At 46.8% G+C, this 18,057-nt stretch carries 15 protein-coding genes; 8 read left to right on the plus strand and 7 right to left on the minus strand.

What is annotated here, in order from left to right; translation table 11 throughout:
* Positions 1 to 13: 13 nt before the first annotated feature.
* The 7 genes from tssC to tssI all read right to left on the minus strand — a co-directional run bounded on the left by tssC (position 14) and on the right by tssI (position 7,108).
* Positions 14 to 1,492: a type VI secretion system contractile sheath large subunit gene (gene tssC / locus ITG12_RS02595; protein ID WP_005426542.1), complete on the minus strand. Its 1,479-nt coding sequence runs from the start codon at positions 1,490 to 1,492 to the stop codon at positions 14 to 16.
* Positions 1,492 to 1,995, minus strand: a complete 504-nt coding sequence (gene tssB / locus ITG12_RS02600) for a type VI secretion system contractile sheath small subunit (protein ID WP_005443648.1) — start codon at positions 1,993 to 1,995, stop codon at positions 1,492 to 1,494. Before tssB ends, tssC begins: the two co-directional genes overlap by 1 nt.
* A 20-nt stretch (positions 1,996 to 2,015) precedes the next feature.
* Positions 2,016 to 2,537, minus strand: coding sequence for a type VI secretion system tube protein Hcp (locus tag ITG12_RS02605; protein WP_005443647.1), 522 nt, complete (start codon positions 2,535 to 2,537; stop codon positions 2,016 to 2,018).
* 33 nt (positions 2,538 to 2,570) lie between these two features.
* On the minus strand, positions 2,571 to 4,019 hold the full coding sequence (locus ITG12_RS02610; RefSeq protein ID WP_248873556.1) for a type VI secretion system ImpA family N-terminal domain-containing protein: 1,449 nt from the start codon (positions 4,017 to 4,019) through the stop codon (positions 2,571 to 2,573).
* 199 nt (positions 4,020 to 4,218) lie between these two features.
* Complete coding sequence (locus ITG12_RS02615) at positions 4,219 to 4,521, minus strand: PAAR domain-containing protein (protein ID WP_248873558.1); 303 nt, start codon at positions 4,519 to 4,521, stop codon at positions 4,219 to 4,221.
* 26 nt (positions 4,522 to 4,547) lie between these two features.
* On the minus strand, positions 4,548 to 5,126 hold the full coding sequence (locus tag ITG12_RS02620) for a hypothetical protein (RefSeq protein WP_248873559.1): 579 nt from the start codon (positions 5,124 to 5,126) through the stop codon (positions 4,548 to 4,550).
* Entirely contained in the window at positions 5,126 to 7,108 is a 1,983-nt protein-coding gene (gene tssI, locus ITG12_RS02625; protein WP_248873561.1) for a type VI secretion system tip protein TssI/VgrG, read from the minus strand. Before tssI ends, ITG12_RS02620 begins: the two co-directional genes overlap by 1 nt.
* A gap of 134 nt (positions 7,109 to 7,242) precedes the next feature.
* On the opposite strand from tssI, the gene ITG12_RS02630 reads away from it, so the two are divergent.
* From ITG12_RS02630 to ITG12_RS02665, 8 genes are all read left to right on the plus strand, one after another.
* Positions 7,243 to 8,133 carry a hypothetical protein gene (locus tag ITG12_RS02630; RefSeq protein ID WP_248873562.1) on the plus strand — a complete coding sequence of 297 codons (891 nt, stop codon included), beginning with the start codon at positions 7,243 to 7,245 and terminating at the stop codon, positions 8,131 to 8,133.
* Between the two features lie 277 nt (positions 8,134 to 8,410).
* On the plus strand, positions 8,411 to 9,121 hold the full coding sequence (locus ITG12_RS02635; RefSeq protein WP_063344638.1) for a GntR family transcriptional regulator: 711 nt from the start codon (positions 8,411 to 8,413) through the stop codon (positions 9,119 to 9,121).
* Positions 9,122 to 9,257: 136 nt separating this feature from the next.
* On the plus strand, positions 9,258 to 10,154 hold the full coding sequence (gene prpB, locus ITG12_RS02640; protein WP_009696947.1) for a methylisocitrate lyase: 897 nt from the start codon (positions 9,258 to 9,260) through the stop codon (positions 10,152 to 10,154).
* A 118-nt stretch (positions 10,155 to 10,272) separates the two neighbouring features.
* Positions 10,273 to 11,415, plus strand: coding sequence for a 2-methylcitrate synthase (gene prpC, locus ITG12_RS02645; RefSeq protein ID WP_045494899.1), 1,143 nt, complete (start codon positions 10,273 to 10,275; stop codon positions 11,413 to 11,415).
* 132 nt (positions 11,416 to 11,547) lie between these two features.
* A complete protein-coding gene (gene acnD, locus ITG12_RS02650) occupies positions 11,548 to 14,157 on the plus strand; it encodes a Fe/S-dependent 2-methylisocitrate dehydratase AcnD (RefSeq protein ID WP_248873564.1) in 2,610 nt (869 codons plus the stop codon).
* A 23-nt stretch (positions 14,158 to 14,180) separates the two neighbouring features.
* Positions 14,181 to 15,365, plus strand: coding sequence for a 2-methylaconitate cis-trans isomerase PrpF (prpF, locus tag ITG12_RS02655; RefSeq protein ID WP_248873566.1), 1,185 nt, complete (start codon positions 14,181 to 14,183; stop codon positions 15,363 to 15,365).
* A 61-nt stretch (positions 15,366 to 15,426) separates the two neighbouring features.
* A complete protein-coding gene (locus tag ITG12_RS02660) occupies positions 15,427 to 17,307 on the plus strand; it encodes a propionyl-CoA synthetase (protein WP_248873568.1) in 1,881 nt (626 codons plus the stop codon).
* Between the two features lie 160 nt (positions 17,308 to 17,467).
* Positions 17,468 to 17,950: a GNAT family N-acetyltransferase gene (locus tag ITG12_RS02665; protein ID WP_038880893.1), complete on the plus strand. Its 483-nt coding sequence runs from the start codon at positions 17,468 to 17,470 to the stop codon at positions 17,948 to 17,950.
* The last annotated feature ends 107 nt before the right edge of the window (positions 17,951 to 18,057 follow it).

An 18,057-nucleotide genomic window follows, 5' to 3' on the forward strand; every position in this document is an offset into this window, starting at 1 on the left:
ACTGTGATCGGTATTAACCTGGGATCTTCGCTACCATACGAACCGACGTAGTCAGTTCTTCAAGTTGTAGCCAAGGTCTTAGGTGAGCAACGGCTGAGTACGCGCCCGGTTTACCCGGTTGTTCAACCACTTCAATGCGAGACTCTGCCAATGGTGTTTTCGCTCGTTGATCGTTACCAATTGCACCTGCGTTGGTGTATTGATCGATCCACAGTTGAAGTTCACGTTGAATGTCTGGCGCTTCAAGGTTTGAACCCAGCTTGTCGCGGCCCATGACTTTCAAGTAGTGAGCGATGCGACCACTTGCCATGATGTAAGGAAGACGCGCTGAAATGGCTGCGTTTGCTGTTGCATCTGGATCTGTGTAGGTCTTCGGTTGCTGCGTTGTTTGACCGCCAATGAACACGCCGTAGTTTGAGTTCTTGTAGTGAACCAGTGGCAAGAAGCCTAGGTCACTTAACTCTTTTTCGCGTTCGTCGGTTAGGTTCACTTCTGTTGGACATTGCTGAACCAAGTCGCCAGCTTCGGTCTTGTAAGTTAGGTTTGGTAGGTTTTCTACTTTACCGCCGTTATCCAGACCGCGAATTGCTGTACACCAACCGTATGCAGTGAACGCTTGCGTCATTTTTAGACCTAACTCGTAAGCGGCATTTGACCAAACTAACTCATCATTGCTTGACGGATTAGGGTTGCCATCTTGGTCAGTGTTTAACTCTTCATAGCTAAACAGTTTGGTGCCAAGACCTTTCTCACCGTAAGGAAGACGAGCGAGTGTACGAGGTAGTGTTAGAGTTACGTAGCGCGCGTCGTCACTTTCACGGAACGAGTTCCATGCTGCATAAGCTGGAGAATCAAAACCAGCCGCGACAGGTTTGCCTTCTTCGAAGGTAGTGAAGTCATTGAACTCAAACATTTCTGCGTTTGCTGCGGCAATGAACGGAGCGTGACACGCAGCCGCTACTTCACCCATGTAGCGTAGTAGGGCGACATCTTCATCTTTTGCGCTGAACTCGTAGTCACCGATGAAGGTGCCGTATGGTTCACCACCTGCTGTGCCGTATTCGCCTTGGTATACCGCGTTAAACAATGGGCTACGGTCGATGGCTGGGGCATCTTCAAACTGATCAAGCAGTTCGTCTTTGGTGTAGTCGACCATTTTGATTTTCAGTGAGCGTCCTAGGTCGCTCTCTTTAACCAGTTTTTGCAGACCACGCCATGAACCTTCTAGCTTTTGGAAGTCATTTTCTTGCATGACTTTCGATAACTGTTTAGAAAGCTTTTTGTCGATCTCTACGATGGCATTTTCAATCGTTTTGGTGACGTTCTTGTCCCATGTTACTGTGCCGCTTAGCGCTTGCTCTGCCAACACTGAGAACAGTTCTTTTGTCGTGTCCGCTGGCGTTTGTGTGGTCGCTTCGATTGCACGATCCAGAAAGCTCAGCGAAGCTTCAGCCGCTTCTGCTTGTGGTTGGTTTTCAACTTCCGTCGTCATTATTCTGCTCCTTCTTTCTGGATGCCTAGCTCATCGGAAAGGGCGTTGATAGTGTCTGCGCTTTGCAGCACTTCCTTGAGTAGCTTCTCTAGATCACGAGAACGGTCCGCTTTTGAAAGCAGTACTTTGAGTTGGTTACGAGTCTCAACAAGCTTCTTGAGCGGTTCAACTTGCTCAACGATGGCTTCAGGCTCGAAATCTTTCATTGATGAGAATTTCAGACTCGCTTCGATTTGGCTATCGTCATCAACCAAAACGTTGTCCACTTTGAGTGATAACTCAGGGCCAACGCGCTTCATGACAGTATCGAAGTTGTCTTTATCGACGTTATAGAAGGTGCGATCTTCCACGTCTTCTTTGTCTTGCTTGTGACCCGAATAATCACCGACGACTCCCACCACAAAAGGGAGTTCTTTGGTTTCTACTGCGCCATTCGTCTCGACATCGTAAGTAATACTTACACGGTTTTTGCTAACTCGCTTGTGTTGGGAGTTCAGTGCCATAATGATATCTCCTTATTCCATTAAGAAGCTGTCGAAGTAACTTTCGCTGTCGTTGCGTCAAAGCCCACTTCAGGACCTTTCTCGATTTTGCCGCCTTCGCCTTCGATGTAGTACGCTTTCGAAATCTCGGTGTATGTCAGGCTGAATGATTCATTTGGCAGGTGACCATCCGACGCGCCCATGTTGTAGCTCGACATACGTGCTGCGCTTAGTGTCAGGATTAGGTATGGATCCGCACCAGAACCTTCACGGTTTGGCTTAGTCATCACGATCTCGATAGTTTTACCTTCACCACCTGGTGCGTAAAGGAAAGTCGTTAAGTATGGCGTTGCACCATCACAGCCACGAGTGATGTTCACTTCACCTAGCGCTACCATGCCTTGGTCTGCGTTGTTCGCATTACCGACGTCGATGCCAACGCCACGAACGGCACTCCAGTTCACTGTATCAATAGCAAAAAATCCATCCTTGCCACCGATCTTATCTACCGTTGCAGCACCTTTTGGTGTAGTGCCATCAATTCTCATGTAAATAGAAGCCATTTGGTTCTCCTTTGCTTATTAGCATTTTTTGCTTCACCACTCGAAATCGGTAATACCGCTCGACGATTGAGTAGTTTTTACTTCTGGTTGGTTGATTGTATTAGGAGTGTCGCTTTGCTCTGACGTTGTAGGTTCAATTGACGTTGCACTTTGAGACTCCTCATTAGAGGTGTTTTGAACCTCAGGCACAGAAACGGTTGGAATCGGCTCTGGCACTGATTGTGGTTCAGGAATTGTCTTCAGAATGGTTTGTTCTAAGTTGTCCATCCCGGTGAGTTGATTGATATGACTCAGAACTTGGCTGTTGCCGCCTGTCATTTCTTGGAGTAGTTCTGGCAAGCTTAGATAACCCCATCGAATCGCGCGCTCTAATAAGAACGGAACAGGGCTGTGTGGTTCGGTTTGTTTGAAGTAATCGGCGAGCTTTCTAAGTTCATGAAAAGCGTGGTCGCGATTTTGGATCTGACCAGCGATATTCATCGTAGTTGGTGCCGCTGGCTGGTGTGTTTCATTTGAAGGAATCGAATCTAGCAACGGTGTCGTCGTAATGTGTTCTGCTTCTGGCTCTGATGAGGTTGGTGCTACTTCTGCATTTTCAGTTGCCTGATAGGTTGTTTCAGGAGAGTTTGATACGATGGGGGGAGTATGAGCTTCTTCGGCAATCAATCTAAATTGATCATCTAGCGGCCATTTAGAAAACTTGTCTTCAGTGAGATAACGGATCGCGTTAATCAGCTCCGCGATGTTTTCTTTGATGAATTTGAAACTTACAGGAGTTGCATTAACGGGTTGGCACTGTTGAGCGATAGCTTGTTCTATAGCATCAAGACTTTGATAGGTTTGCGCCAAATCCATTAAGTTGTCTTGCGTGTCAGCGTTGAATAGGTTTTGCGCTTTAGTTTTGATTTCGCCAAGCAAACCGTTGCGCTCTGCGCGTAGGTAATCGCCAAAGGTGACATCGTCAATCAAGCGGATTAACTGCAAAGGCATATACAGGGCAGTGGTATCGTGAGTTTCGCCGACAAGTTGTAGCAGAGGTTTCATCCGGAACTCGGCCCGTTCTCTAGCGATGCCAGACTCTTCTGCGCTTTTTAATTTGTCTTCAGGAAGGAACGGATTGAGCGAGTCCCAAAACTGCTCCACGGTGCTTAGAAGCACTTGCGTCGCGTCGGCAAGGTTTCGATAGGGAGCGTCGGTGAACAACTGACTGGTGATATACCAACCGAGCAGCTCCAAGTCTTTGCTCGACTGGGTGAGGGCGTGGTATGTCGCGGTACGCAACTGTGCCCAGTTGTCATCATTGCTTTCAAGCAGTGCTTGATCACTGGATGCATCAGGAGTTTCGACCAATTGGCGAAACGATGATTGCGCGGCATTGTAACTGTTTCTAAGTGCTCGATAGGCACTTCTATCAAGCTTCAGATAGACACCACTTGGCGAGCCATCTGTGATCGGAGCCAAAAGACTATCAATATTAACCATATTCAATCCATGAATTATTGTTTTATTAAGCCAGAGATAATTCCGTTCCTCTGGTTTCATAGTTGGTAAATTTGAGTCTAGGAGAGATTTCTAAATTAGTTGAAGTAAATTAAACATTTAATAAAAACTAAGAGGTTGATCCAAAAAATTGGTAGGACGAATAAAACTGTTAATACAAAGCCATGAATATTATAAGGGTTTATCCTCCAATCAATACGGTTGGCATGCCGGCAACAATACTGCCACCATGAGACGTCGCGTCTCCCATTCGGGCTGCAGGCTTATTGCTTAATAGCACGGTCGTGCTTCCCATCGCGATAGAATCCGGGGTTCCAACGCATACACAAACATCACTCACTGTGGCAGCAGGTAAGCTACCGATCAGTACGGTTGGAGCTCCAGGACCGGTGACCGGACCACCCACATGAGGAATTGGTGGGGTTGCTGGTGTCTGCATTGGGCATACATGCATGTCAGTGATACGAGCGGCAGGTAACGTCATCGCACTTCTCCTTGTACTGCAGTTTGTTATTGGTTATCTGAAGTGCCTTGACCGCCTGCAGCGATATCAAGCGCCATTGCGATTGCGGCTTGATAGTAAGGTTTCGTTTTGTCCCATTCGGGAAGGGCAGCTGAGTGATTGATCGCTCCCGCAGTCGCTTTTGCGTACAGAAATGGATCAGGCATAACGGGTGGAATATCTGGTGCAACGATGCTGCCAGAACCATTCCAAAATACCGCTTGAGCAAGCCAAGATGGGCCACAATTCAGTTCCAATCGATGAGAAAGATGTTCGGCTTTGCGGCGCAATTCTTCGGAGGGTGACCGCACCCAAGCCATACAAGTTTCGACACTCTGTTTTTGAAGGGGTGACCATTCCTGATTGCGTTGATTTAAACACAATGCTCCCCACCAGATTGCCTCCCGTACTGGCAGAGCGTGCGTCAAAAACTGAACGAGATCGTTGTAGAGCTCTTTGTCTGTGAGTGATTGAATTGCATCGTTGATGCTGGTTTCTTCGTTGAGTAGCGCTTTAGCCTCGTCACTGGCTTGGAATCTCGGTAGTATTTGCTCTGCCGTTTGGTATGGAATCTTCTTATATTTCATTAGTTAACCTTTACAATTGCGCCTTTTACTTCACCCATTACACCGCCATCAAATGTCGCTTTGAGACCCGATTTAAACTCCGCACTCAAAGAGCCTTCAGCAGAGAGCGTGGTGTCCGCTTTGATGGAAATACTCAGGCCAGAAATGCTGTTTGAACTGGTTGCTTCAAGCGCCGTCGTGGTGCCTGAAACCTTGTTGGCTGAAGTGGCTTTGCTGGTGACGTTGGTCCCTTCCAAATTCAGCGCGCTGCTGGCTTTGACGTCGATATTGGTTGCTTCAATGGCAATGGATGATGAGGACAGGGTTATTTTGCTTGAGCCAACTTTGAGCTCGATAGAATCGTCAGCTTCAATCGAAATCGACTTGGCTTTTTCGCTTAATGCTTTGGTTACGCTCAGCGAGTAGTTGTCTTCTGTCGACACTGATACCGCTTTGGTGACTGTTTGGCTCAATTCACCCTTGATGGTTTCGGTTTGGTTGTTTTCAACTTCTTGTGTCAGGTCTTTGGCTGCGTGAAGGTAAAGTAATTCATTGTCTTTTTTGTCATCGAAGTAGAGCTCATTGCTTTCACCGGAAAGCTGGGTTTTGATGCCAGACTTTGTTGTATTGGCTTCTGCGTATGGCGGTGCATTTTTGCTGTTGTAAACGCTGCCTGTGATGATTGGCCTATCTGGATCGCCGTCGATGAAAGAGACCAGAACTTCTTGCCCGGCACGCGGCACAAACTGAGCACCGTAACCACTTCCCGCAAGCATTTGTGCGACACGAACATAGCAACTGGTTTTGTCACCACTTGCGTCTGTATCCCATTGGAACTGAATACGCACACGACCTTGTTCATCCTGATTAATATCACCCGCGGTTGAGCCAGCAACGACTGCGCTCTGCAAGCCCTGCACTACTTGTTTTGAGCGAGGTTGAGGGTAGTGAGGGGTATCTTTTGGGATCAATTTCAGTCTGGTGCTGCTCTGTGCACTTTCAGTGTATTCCACTTCCATACTGATGACCGAAAAGTAACCAAGTTGATCTTTATCTAGATGGCTTGAAAGCGAGAAGTAAGTACCGAGCTCGAAGAGATCATGTTTTGCGCTGGCAATGACACTTTGGTAATCCTGCTCAACATACTCGATTCGACGTTTGGCAAGATTGCTTGAGAGATCCGTCATGTCACCACTGATACCCAAAGTCGGGTAACGCGTGTTGGCAAGTTTAGTGTTGTTGGCAATGGTATTGCTGGAGGTTTTACTGCCGCTGGTGATGAGTTTCGTCTGCGAATAATCGTAGCTTGATAGCTCAACACTCGCGCCATGAAAGGCAACGGTAGGGCACCAATCTTCAAGCAAAGGAAGTGAGCCTGTCGGCGTTTCCTTCATATCAAATTTCGCTGTGCTGGCTTTATCAAATGGGGTTTGAGCATCTTGCAAAATCATGGTGTGTGAACCACTCGCATGCTCAAAATAATAATGAACGCCTTCTTCAGCGAGCAGACGAGAAACGAAGTCAAAATCCGATTCGTTATATTGCAAACAATATTCACGCTTGGTCGAAGGCATGCTGGATATTTTATAGTTACCTTTGAAACCTGCGTTATCGAAAATATCACTGACAATTTCTTGTGTGGATTGATTTTGATAAACCCGGAAAGAATGTGTGTGTTTTAATAACCAAAACCAAGGTTTAAGCGTTATTTCGTATTGGTGATTCTGCAAATTAGAATCCATTCCTAAATGTTGGATCAATGTCACAACTCCATTGTAGGAACGATTGAGTGTATTGCTGCCAGATTCGTTGAAATAACGATTTATGGTAAGGAACTGACCTAGTTGATCTTGCATGTCAAAGCCGCTGGATACCAGCATTGCTTTGATTTCAAAAGGCTCTGACAAGGTTTGCTTTATTGTTGCATTACTTATGATATGTTCTTGATTACTTGAGTCTTTTGCAGACATCAAACTAGCCGAACTGCTGTATTTATCAGCCATTGCATATCCTTATGCTTGAACTTTTCAATAATAAAAATTTGAAATATAAATACTATTATTAATCAAATTACTCAAAAAATAGCAGTATTAGATCTTATTCGCTATTCGATTTATTAAAAGAAAAGGAGTTCTTTATGGCGAGTCAAAATGCAAAAAAGATGGCGAAAGAATTTTTGCAAAATGTAGAAAAGGACAGTAAGTCATATCACAAAAGTTGGGCGAGGAAATTCGGTAATAAATACCAATCTGCAAAGAACTGGGTAAAACGTGACAAGAAAATGGTCGCGATGGATATTGCGCAAAAAGGGGTAAGGACTGGTATCGGGATGATTCCATTTCCCGGCTCGAAAGAGGGGGCTGCCCTTTTTGAAGTTGCAGGTGGTGCCGCGTTAAAAGCCGCTTCTCGCAAAGCTTGGGAAGAAGGCTCAAAGAAAGGGGTTAAATCTCTTCTTAACAAAAAAATTGAATCTGCTCGCAAGCAACTTAAAACTAACTCGGTAGGAAAAGTCGATCACGAGTTCTTGGCGCTTTCTGCGCGTAAGCGTGATGAACACATTCATGCAATTCGTAAGCTGGTGAAGTACGAGGTGAAGTTGTTGCCAAAGCGCTCTGATGAACTCAGTTTACGTTTGTTCAAGCTTAAAGAGGCGATCAATGAGTCCCGTGTGAAACTCAACAAAACCACCATGTCTTCCACATCGGCTATCGATAACATGCAAGCTTGGACGGAGTTCTTTTCTACTATCAAAGAGGTGGAGCACTACCAAGCGAAATTGCGTGAAAGCCTGATTCAAGTGCAAGAAATCACCAAGGATGTGGAGTGGTTCTTGGCGGCTTCTGAAGCAACGACTGATCAGATGAATGCACAAAACTTACCGCAACTGGAAGAAGCGTTTGACCAGCTCCGCCGTAGTTACGGCAACATCAATTCGCTGAAACAACTGCAAGATATGATGTTGGAGAGAAACCTAGTTGAATCCGGTTTGTTGGATGAAAAAGACTTAACCTACAAGCTGGTCAACTAGGCAAATCCGACCGTTCGTTAGCAAATTAAACCCAAGTAGGGAGCTGTTGTGCTCTCTAATTCTTTTTACTTGCTGAATTTATTGGGTTTTTATTGTCGACAATTTCAGCTTGCCCTTATCGAACTGAATGTTTTTTCACTCATAAATCACTCAATAACACTATACCTTAGTCTAAATTGTCGACAATTTGCTTGATTGTCGACAATCTGATCGTCTATTTTATATTCAAGTTGACAAGTTGTTGACACTTTGATTTCTAAATACGAGTGCCTTGAATATGAATACAGAATTGAAAACTCGTCATAAAGTGATTGTCTCTGAAAAAGAGCACACTAAATCTGAATCGCTGACCGAATCGTTAGTGGAAGCGATTGTGAGTGGTGAAATTGAACCGGGCAGTAAAATCTCAGAGCCTGAATTAGCCAAGAAATATCAAGTGAGTAGAGGTCCTTTACGTGAAGCCATGATGCGTCTTGAAGGGCTTGGCTTGATTGAGCGCATTCCGCATGTTGGCGCTCGTGTTATCACTTTCTCTCCAGAAAAACTCATCGAACTGTATTCAGTCCGCGAGGCATTAGAAGGCATGGCAGCGAGGCTCGCGGCTCGCTATATCACTCAAGAAGAGTTACTGAGTTTGGAAATGCTATTGTCGACACATTCCAAACATATTGACGAAGTCGAAGGATCGTCTTACTTCCACCAGCATGGTGACTTCGACTTCCATTATCGAATCATTCAAGCGAGCCGAAACAGCAAGCTTATCTCTTTGCTTTGCGACGAGCTGTATCACTTATTGCGCATGTACCGTTACCAATCGCCACGTGCGCAATCTCGTCCTAATGAAGCACTCAACGAACACAAATTCATTCTGCAAGCGATTCGCAACCGTGATGAAGAGCTGGCAGAAATGCTGATGAGAAGGCACATCTCAGGCAGCCGAAAACTTATCGAATTACAGATTTCAGATTCGAAACTTTACCCAAAATAATTGTAGTTGCGGCGCGGCAACAAGACAATTCAGCCCTATGAGCATAGGTGCACTATGTAATTAGGGTGAATTGGCGCAGTTAACAAAGCTGCAGCTTCAAGTATGAAGGGTAAAACCAGACTAGAAGGAAATTGTCATGAGCTTATCTCCGGGGGCGAAGTTCAGACTCGCCATTGAGCAAAACAACCCGCTGCAGATCGTCGGCACCATTAACCCATACTGCGCCATGATGGCGAAAAACTTGGGTCACCAAGCTATCTATTTGTCGGGTGGCGGCATCGCCAACGCATCTTACGGTTTGCCAGATCTTGGCATCACAACATTGAACGATGTTTTGGTGGATGTAGATCGCATCACCAACGCGTGTGATTTGCCTTTATTGGTTGATATCGATACGGGCTTTGGTGGTGCTTTTAACATTGCACGCACTATCAAAGCGATGGAAAAAGCGGGTGCGGCGGCAGTGCACATGGAAGACCAAGTGGCGCAGAAGCGTTGTGGCCATCGCCCAAACAAAGCGATTGTTAGCCAACAAGAAATGGTCGATCGAGTGAAAGCGGCCGTGGATGCGCGTAATGACGAGAGCTTTGTCATTATGGCTCGTACTGATGCGTTAGCGGTTGAAGGTATGGACAGTGCGATTGAACGTGCGATTGCATGTGTGGAAGCGGGCGCAGACATGATCTTCCCAGAAGCCATGAATCAGCTCGACCAATATCAACAGTTCTCAACAGCGCTCGAAGACGCAACAGGGAAGCACGTGCCGATTCTTGCCAACATTACTGAGTTTGGACAAACACCTCTGTACGGCTGTGAAGAATTGGCGCAATCCAAAGTGGACATGGTTTTGTACCCATTGAGTGCATTCCGTGCAATGAACAAAGCTGCCGAGATGGTTTACAAACACTTATTAGAAGTTGGCAACCAAGAAGCGCTACTTGATTCGATGCAGACACGAAAAGAGCTGTATGAGCACCTTAATTACCACGACTACGAGAATAAGTTAGACAAGCTGTTCTCGGAGGGTAAATAAGGTCAACAAAGAAACAACGGAAGCCCAAGAAAAGAATCTCTAATCCAATAACGTGAAAATTGTCTGATTCAACAGAGCCCATTAAGAGAGCCAAATCAGACAGAAAAGGAGTTCAACAATGCCTCATTCTGTAGAAAAGAAAGCTGAGATAGGTGGCGCAGGTCTACGCGGTCAAAGCGCTGGAAGCACAGCTTTATGCACTGTCGGTAAAACGGGGACAGGTCTAACGTATCGTGGTTACGATATTACAGACTTGGCAAATCATGCTCAATTTGAAGAAGTAGCGCATTTGCTGTTACGCGGTCACTTACCTAATCAACAAGAGCTAGACGCCTACAAGACACATCTATTGAGCTTGCGTGGCTTACCAGCGGAGCTTAAACAGGCGTTAGAACTGATTCCGGCTGATGCTCACCCGATGGATGTCATGCGCACAGGTTGTTCTATGCTGGGTAACTTAGAGCAGGAAATGGACTTTGAGCAACAGCTTCATGCTACTGAGCGAATGCTGGCGCTTTTCCCTGCCATTATCTGTTACTGGTATCGCTTCAGCCACGATGGCGTACGAATCAAAACTCACGATAACAGCGAAGACTGCATTGGCGGCTACTTCCTAAAACTGCTTACTGATAAAGCACCAAGTGAAACGCACAAAAATGTGATGCACTGTTCTTTGATTCTTTATGCAGAGCATGAGTTTAATGCCTCAACATTTGCGGCGCGTGTGTGTGCTTCTACGCTTTCTGATCTTCATTCTTGCATCACAGCTGCTATCGGCACACTGCGTGGTCCACTTCATGGCGGTGCAAACGAAGCAGCGATGGAAATGATTCAAGATTGGCAAACGCCAGATGAAGCAGAAGCCAATATTCTGCAGATGCTAGAGAACAAAGACAAAATCATGGGCTTTGGTCATGCTATTTATCGCGAAAGTGACCCTCGTAATGCACTGATCAAGCGTTGGTCTGAAGCGTTATCGAAAGAGGTGGGTGACACACACCTTTACGCTGTTTCTGAGCGTGTGGAATCTGTCATGAAGCGTGAGAAAGGTCTGTTCTGTAATGCCGATTTCTTCCATGCTTCGGCTTACCACTTCATGGATATTCCGACCAAATTGTTTACGCCAATCTTTGTGATGAGCCGACTGACAGGTTGGGCGGCGCACGTGTATGAACAACGTGCGAACAACCGAATCATTCGCCCAAGTGCGGATTATACCGGACCGGATCATCAAGACTGGGTGCCAATCGAACAACGCTAGCGCGTGATGCCTCTTTGTGAGTTTTGTCTTGATGGCATTCACAAGGGGCGTCTTTTTCACCGCGAATCCATTTCAAAAACAGTATCGCGGTGCGTTCAGGCACAAGATGTACACTAAAGCGGAAGCAAGCCCATGAGCATCACCACAAATATAAATACTCAATATCGTAAGCCGCTCCCGGGAACCCAACTCGATTATTTTGATACCCGAGAAGCTGTAAACGATATTTCTCCAGGAGCCTATGAAAAGCTCCCATACACCTCACGCGTTTTAGCCGAGCAGTTGGTTCGTCGCTGTGACCCAAATACGCTCACTGATAGCTTAAAACAGTTGATTGAACGCAAGCGTGACCTCGATTTTCCTTGGTATCCGGCGCGTGTGGTTTGTCATGACATCCTTGGACAAACTGCATTAGTCGACCTCGCTGGTTTGCGTGATGCGATTGCCGAACAAGGCGGTGACCCAGCGAAAGTAAACCCTGTGGTTGAAACGCAGTTGATCGTTGACCATTCACTGGCAGTTGAACACGCAGGCTTTGACCCAGAGGCGTTTGAGAAAAACCGTGCGATAGAAGAGCGCAGAAACGAAGACCGATTCCACTTTATCGAGTGGTGTAAGACGGCGTTTGAGAACGTCAGTGTTATTCCTGCAGGTAACGGCATCATGCACCAAATCAACTTGGAGAAGATGTCCCCAGTGGTGCAAGCCAAGCAAGGAATTGCTTACCCAGATACCTGTGTCGGCACAGACAGTCATACACCTCACGTTGATTCACTTGGCGTTATTGCGATTGGTGTCGGCGGTTTAGAGGCGGAGACGGTTATGCTTGGTCGCCCGTCGATGATGCGTTTGCCAGACATTGTTGGTGTGAAGTTGACTGGTAAGCGTCAACCGGGTATTACCGCCACCGATATCGTACTAGCGATTACTGAGTTTTTGCGAAATGAACGCGTGGTTTCATCCTATCTCGAATTCTTTGGTGAAGGGGCTCGAGATCTAACTATTGGCGACCGCGCGACCATCTCAAACATGACGCCAGAATACGGCGCAACCGCTGGGGTGTTCTACATTGATGAGCAGACCATTAATTACCTCAAACTGACGGGGCGTGATGAACAGCAGGTCGACTTGGTCGAGAAGTACGCCAAGCAAACCGGTCTATGGGCAGATGATTTAGACACGGCAGTTTACGAGCGCGTACTTGAGTTTGATTTGTCCCAAGTCGGCCGTAATCTGGCTGGCCCATCGAATCCTCATCGTCGTTTACCTACTTCAGAGCTTGCTGAACGCGGTGTTTCTGGTGAATGGCAAGAGAAAGAAGGCGAACTTCCAGATGGCGCGGTGATCATTGCGGCGATTACTTCTTGTACCAACACCAGTAACCCAAGAAACGTTGTGGCAGCAGGTCTGGTCGCTAAGAAAGCGAATGAGCTTGGATTGGTGCGCAAACCTTGGGTGAAGTCTTCATTTGCTCCGGGTTCTAAAGTTGCTCGACTCTACCTTGAAGAGTCTGGCTTACTCCCCGAATTGGAGAAGCTTGGTTTTGGTATCGTGGCTTATGCGTGTACGACCTGTAACGGTATGAGTGGTGCACTTGACCCGAAAATCCAACAAGAGATCATCGACCGAGATCTGTATTCAACGGCAGTACTTTCTGGGAATCGCAACTTTGATGGTCGAATTCATCCTTACGCAAAACAAGCATTCTTAGCATCACCACCTTTGGTCGTTGCTTACGCGTTAGCCGGTACGATTCGTTTTGATATCGAACGTGATTCTTTAGGCACAGACAAAGACGGCAAGCCGGTTTACCTCAATGACTTGTGGCCAACGGATGAAGAAATTGATGCTGTGGTGGGTGAGTACGTTAAGCCTGAGCAATTTAATCAAGTCTACATTCAAATGTTCAAACTGAATGATGAGGCTCGTAACCCAAATCCGCTCTACGATTGGCGCCCGATGAGTACGTATATCCGAAGACCTCCCTACTGGCAAAAAGAGGGGGAGGGAGCACTGGCTGGTGAGCGAACTCTGTCTTCAATGCGTCCTCTTGCCGTTTTAGGCGATAACATTACGACCGACCATTTGTCGCCATCGAACGCGATTTTGGCAAGCAGCGCCGCAGGTGAGTACCTTGCGAAGATGGGCGTGCCAGAAGAAGACTTTAACTCATACGCGACTCACCGAGGCGATCACTTAACCGCGCAGCGCGCCACTTTCGCTAACCCGAAGTTGTTCAACGAAATGGTCAAGGAAAATGGCGAAGTCGTGCAAGGATCGCTGGCAAGAGTCGAACCTGAAGGCAAAGTGACACGCATGTGGGAAGCGATTGAAACTTACATGAATCGTAAGCAGGCGCTTATCGTGGTCGCAGGTGCGGATTATGGTCAAGGATCGTCGCGAGATTGGGCGGCGAAAGGCGTTCGCTTGGCGGGTGTAGAAGCCATTGTCGCGGAAGGTTTTGAGCGTATCCACCGTACCAATTTAGTTGGCATGGGCGTACTTCCTCTGCAATTTAAAGATGGCGTGAACCGAAAGACGCTCGAATTAGATGGCACTGAACTTTATGACGTGATCGGCGATATCATTCCTGGTGCTGATTTGGCGTTGGTGATTACCCGTGCTAATGGCGACAAGGTTGATGTGCCAGTGACTTGTCGACTCGACACCGAAGATGAAGTTCACGTTTACAAAGCGGGCGGTGTGTTACAGCGTTTTGCTCAAGACTTCCTCTCGCAATAGATAGCGCAATAACGGAGCAAGATATGGATAGCAAGAAAAGCCAAATCAAAGTCCCGGCGACTTACATGCGCGGCGGTACGAGCAAAGGTGTGTTCTTCAACCTTGAAGATTTGCCACAGCCAGCGCAAGTCGCAGGCGAGGCAAGAGACAAACTGCTACTTCGTGTGATTGGTAGCCCTGACCCGTATGCCAAACAGGTTGATGGCATGGGCGGCGCGACTTCCAGCACCAGTAAAACTGTGATTGTGTCGCGCAGTGAGCGAGCCGATCACGACGTTGATTACCTGTTCGGACAAGTATCGATAGATAAGCCGTTTGTCGATTGGAGTGGTAACTGCGGCAACCTTTCTGCCGCAGTCGGGCCTTTCGCAATTCATTCAGGGTTGATCGATGAAGATCGTATTCCCGAAAACGGCATCGTTACTGTTCGCGTATGGCAGGTAAATATTGGAAAAACCATTTTGATTCATGTACCAATCGTAAATGGTTTCGTTCAAGAAACAGGGGAGTTTGAGCTTGATGGAGTGACGTTCCCCGCTGCTGAAATCCAAGTTGATTTCGTCGACCCTGCTGATGGTGAAGGCAGCATGTTTCCAACCGGCAATCTAGTAGATGACTTAGTCGTGCCAGATGTTGGGACGTTCAACGCCACCTTCATTAACGCAGGCATACCGACAATCTTCGTAGACGCAGAAGCGCTCGGCTACCAAGGGACCGAGCTTCAAGATGACATCAATAACGATGAATTTGCGCTCGCGAGGTTTGAGTCCATTCGTGCTCATGGCGCGCTAAAAATGGGGCTTATTGATTCGCTGGAAGAGGCTCATACGCGTCAACACACGCCTAAGATTGCGTTTGTTTCCCAGCCTAAATCCTACTTATCGTCGAGTGGTAAAACCGTAGAAGCAGGTGAGGTCGATATTCTCGTCCGAGCGTTATCTATGGGCAAACTTCACCACGCCATGATGGGTACCGCAGCGGTCGCCATTGCCTCGGCAGCATGCGTTTCGGGTACTTTGGTCAATTTAGCGGCTGGTGGCGGAGAGAAAGAATCTGTGACGTTTGGGCATCCATCAGGAACACTTAAGGTGGGGGCAAAAGCCAAACAAACAGAACAAGGTTGGGTGGTTGAGAAAGCCATCATGAGCCGAAGCGCGAGAATACTGATGGAGGGCTTTGTGCGTGTTCCCTCCAATGTCTTTGAATAGCACAATTGCATGGTAGTGATACTTAAGAAAAGCAATGTCAGGACATACTGGAGGAAGCAATATGTCTGCATATCAAAAAGAATACCTTTGGGCACAAAATGAACCGGAAAAATTTTGGCGTGCTCAAGCTGAAAACATCGATTGGTTTGAAGCGCCAAACACCATCTTACGAGCTGACGAACATGGGGTTGAACGTTGGTTTCCTGATGGGGTATTGAACACGTCGTGGCTCGCGTTGGATTATCATTGCGAGCAAGGAAAAGGCGATAAAACCGCCCTGATTTATGATTCGCCAGTGACGGGTCAAAAACAAACTTACAGCTATCAAGCTCTGCGTGACCAAGTGGCGAAAATCGCGGGCATGCTTTCTAATCAAGGTGTAACCAAAGGCGATCGTGTGGTCATCTACATGCCGATGATCCCAGAAGCAGCAATGGCGATGTTAGCGTGTGCTCGATTGGGTGCGATTCACTCGGTGGTGTTTGGCGGTTTTGCTCCGAACGAGCTTGCTGTTCGAATTGAAGATGCGGAACCCAAAGTCATCATGACGGCGTCTTGTGGCATCGAAATCAATAAGATAATTCCATACAAACCCATGGTTGATAAAGCCATTATGGACAGCCGTTGGAAGCCAGAGAAAGTCTTTGTTCTTCAACGCCCACAGTGCGAAGCCGAACTTAATCTTGAGCGTGATTTAGATTGGCAGCAAGAATACGCGCAAGCTTTGCCTCATGCATGTGTCCCTGTGCTTGCGACAGATCCTCTTTATATTTTGTATACCTCTGGCACAACAGGTAAACCAAAAGGCGTGGTGCGTGATAATGGTGGTCATGCCGTGGCGATGAAATATTCGATGACGTCGATTTATAACATCCCCCAAGATGGCGTGTTCTGGGCTGCATCGGATGTAGGATGGGTCGTTGGTCATTCTTATATTGTGTACGCACCGTTGATTCATGGCTGTACAACAATTCTATTCGAAGGCAAACCGGTAAGAACACCAGATCCGGGTGCATTCTGGCGTGTTTGTGATGAATACAAAGTGGATGTGCTTTTCTCCGCGCCAACCGCTTTCCGTGCAATTAAGAAAGAAGACCCAGAAGGCGAGTTCATTAAGCAATACGACTTGTCGAATCTTGATTCTATTTTCATGGCAGGTGAACGTCTTGACCCACCAACGCTAGAATGGGTCGAAAGCAAAGCAGATAAGCCGGTCATTGACCACTGGTGGCAAACCGAGACTGGATGGGCTATCGCGGGCAATCCGACCGGTATCGAGATGATGCCGGTAAAAGCAGGCTCTGCTACCAAGCCGATACCTGGATATCAGGTCGAAATTCTCAACGAAATGGGCATGCCAGTAGGTGCAAACCAACAAGGTTTTGTGGCTCTGAAGCGCCCATTACCACCAAGCTGCCTACCGACTGTCTGGCGCAACCATGATCGTTTTGAAACAGGTTATCTAAGTCAATTCCCGGGTTACTACGTATCGGGAGATGGCGGTTACCTAGATGAAGATGGTTATCTGTTTATCATGGGGCGTATTGATGACGTAATTAACGTCGCAGGTCACCGTCTGTCTACTGGCGAGATGGAAGAAATCGTTGGTGGTCACCCTGCGATTGCGGAATGTGCGGTAGTCGGTATCCATGATGAGTTAAAAGGACAGCTACCACTTGGGTTCGTGGTTCTAAAAGATGGCGTGAAGATTGATGATCTAACGCTAGAAGGTGAGTTGGTGGGTAAAGTACGCAACGAGATTGGCGCTGTGGCTTGCTTTAAACATGCGCTGGTTGTTGACCGTTTACCAAAGACTCGCTCAGGTAAAATTTTGCGAAGAACCATTCGTCAAATAGCCGATGGTGAGCAATACGTGGTGCCATCAACCATTGATGATCCATCCAGTCTAGGCGAAATCGAACGAGTGCTTAAACGTGGCTAGTTAAGTACGATCTTAATTAAGTACGCTCTTAGGTTACCTAGGAGCAAGCATAAACATCGAGGCCTCTTGCTTTGTCAGCAAGAGGCTTTTGCATTCCTGCTTGCCTAAATGCATGTTTAAACACACACTATATGGATTCCTGTTATTGGCTTCTTTTCCTATGTCTACTTTTGTAATCAAACCAGCGCTTTTTGACGATCTTGAACAACTCAATGATTTGATGTTCGAGCTGCATGATGAGCACCATATTCAATCCCCAGAGCTGTTTAAAACCGCAGAAGAAATCGAACAAGAAAAGAGCATTGCTCGCTATCTCGATAATCCTGAATGTTTGGTGTATATCGCTATAGTAGAAGATGAGCTCATCGGCTTTGTGTCCGGGCATTTCTGCGAGCTTATTTCTACGGTTAGCAAACCTGTGATGATGGGAAGCGTTGACGAGCTCTACGTGTTACCTGAATTCCGTAAACAAGGTGTGGCAAAAGCTTTGATTGAAAAAATTGAAGCGACGTTCGTCGACTATGGCGTAAAACAAATGTTCGTTGAGGTGTGGGATTTCAATCAAACCGCAATTTCTCTTTATGAAAACCAAGGGTTTGATCATCATATTCATTGGTTAAGAAAGTCGTTATCTGAACGTTAATTAATGCGTAGCTAAGACGGTAACTTAGTGACTTATGTAATCTGACGGTGCAAAAGTTGAGTCTACTAGTCAGTATTTGCTATTAGTTGCGTCGCAATGTGCGGCGA

It is taken from the genome of Vibrio sp. ED002, from assembly GCF_023277445.1.
GTDB classification, from domain to species: domain Bacteria; phylum Pseudomonadota; class Gammaproteobacteria; order Enterobacterales; family Vibrionaceae; genus Vibrio; species Vibrio jasicida.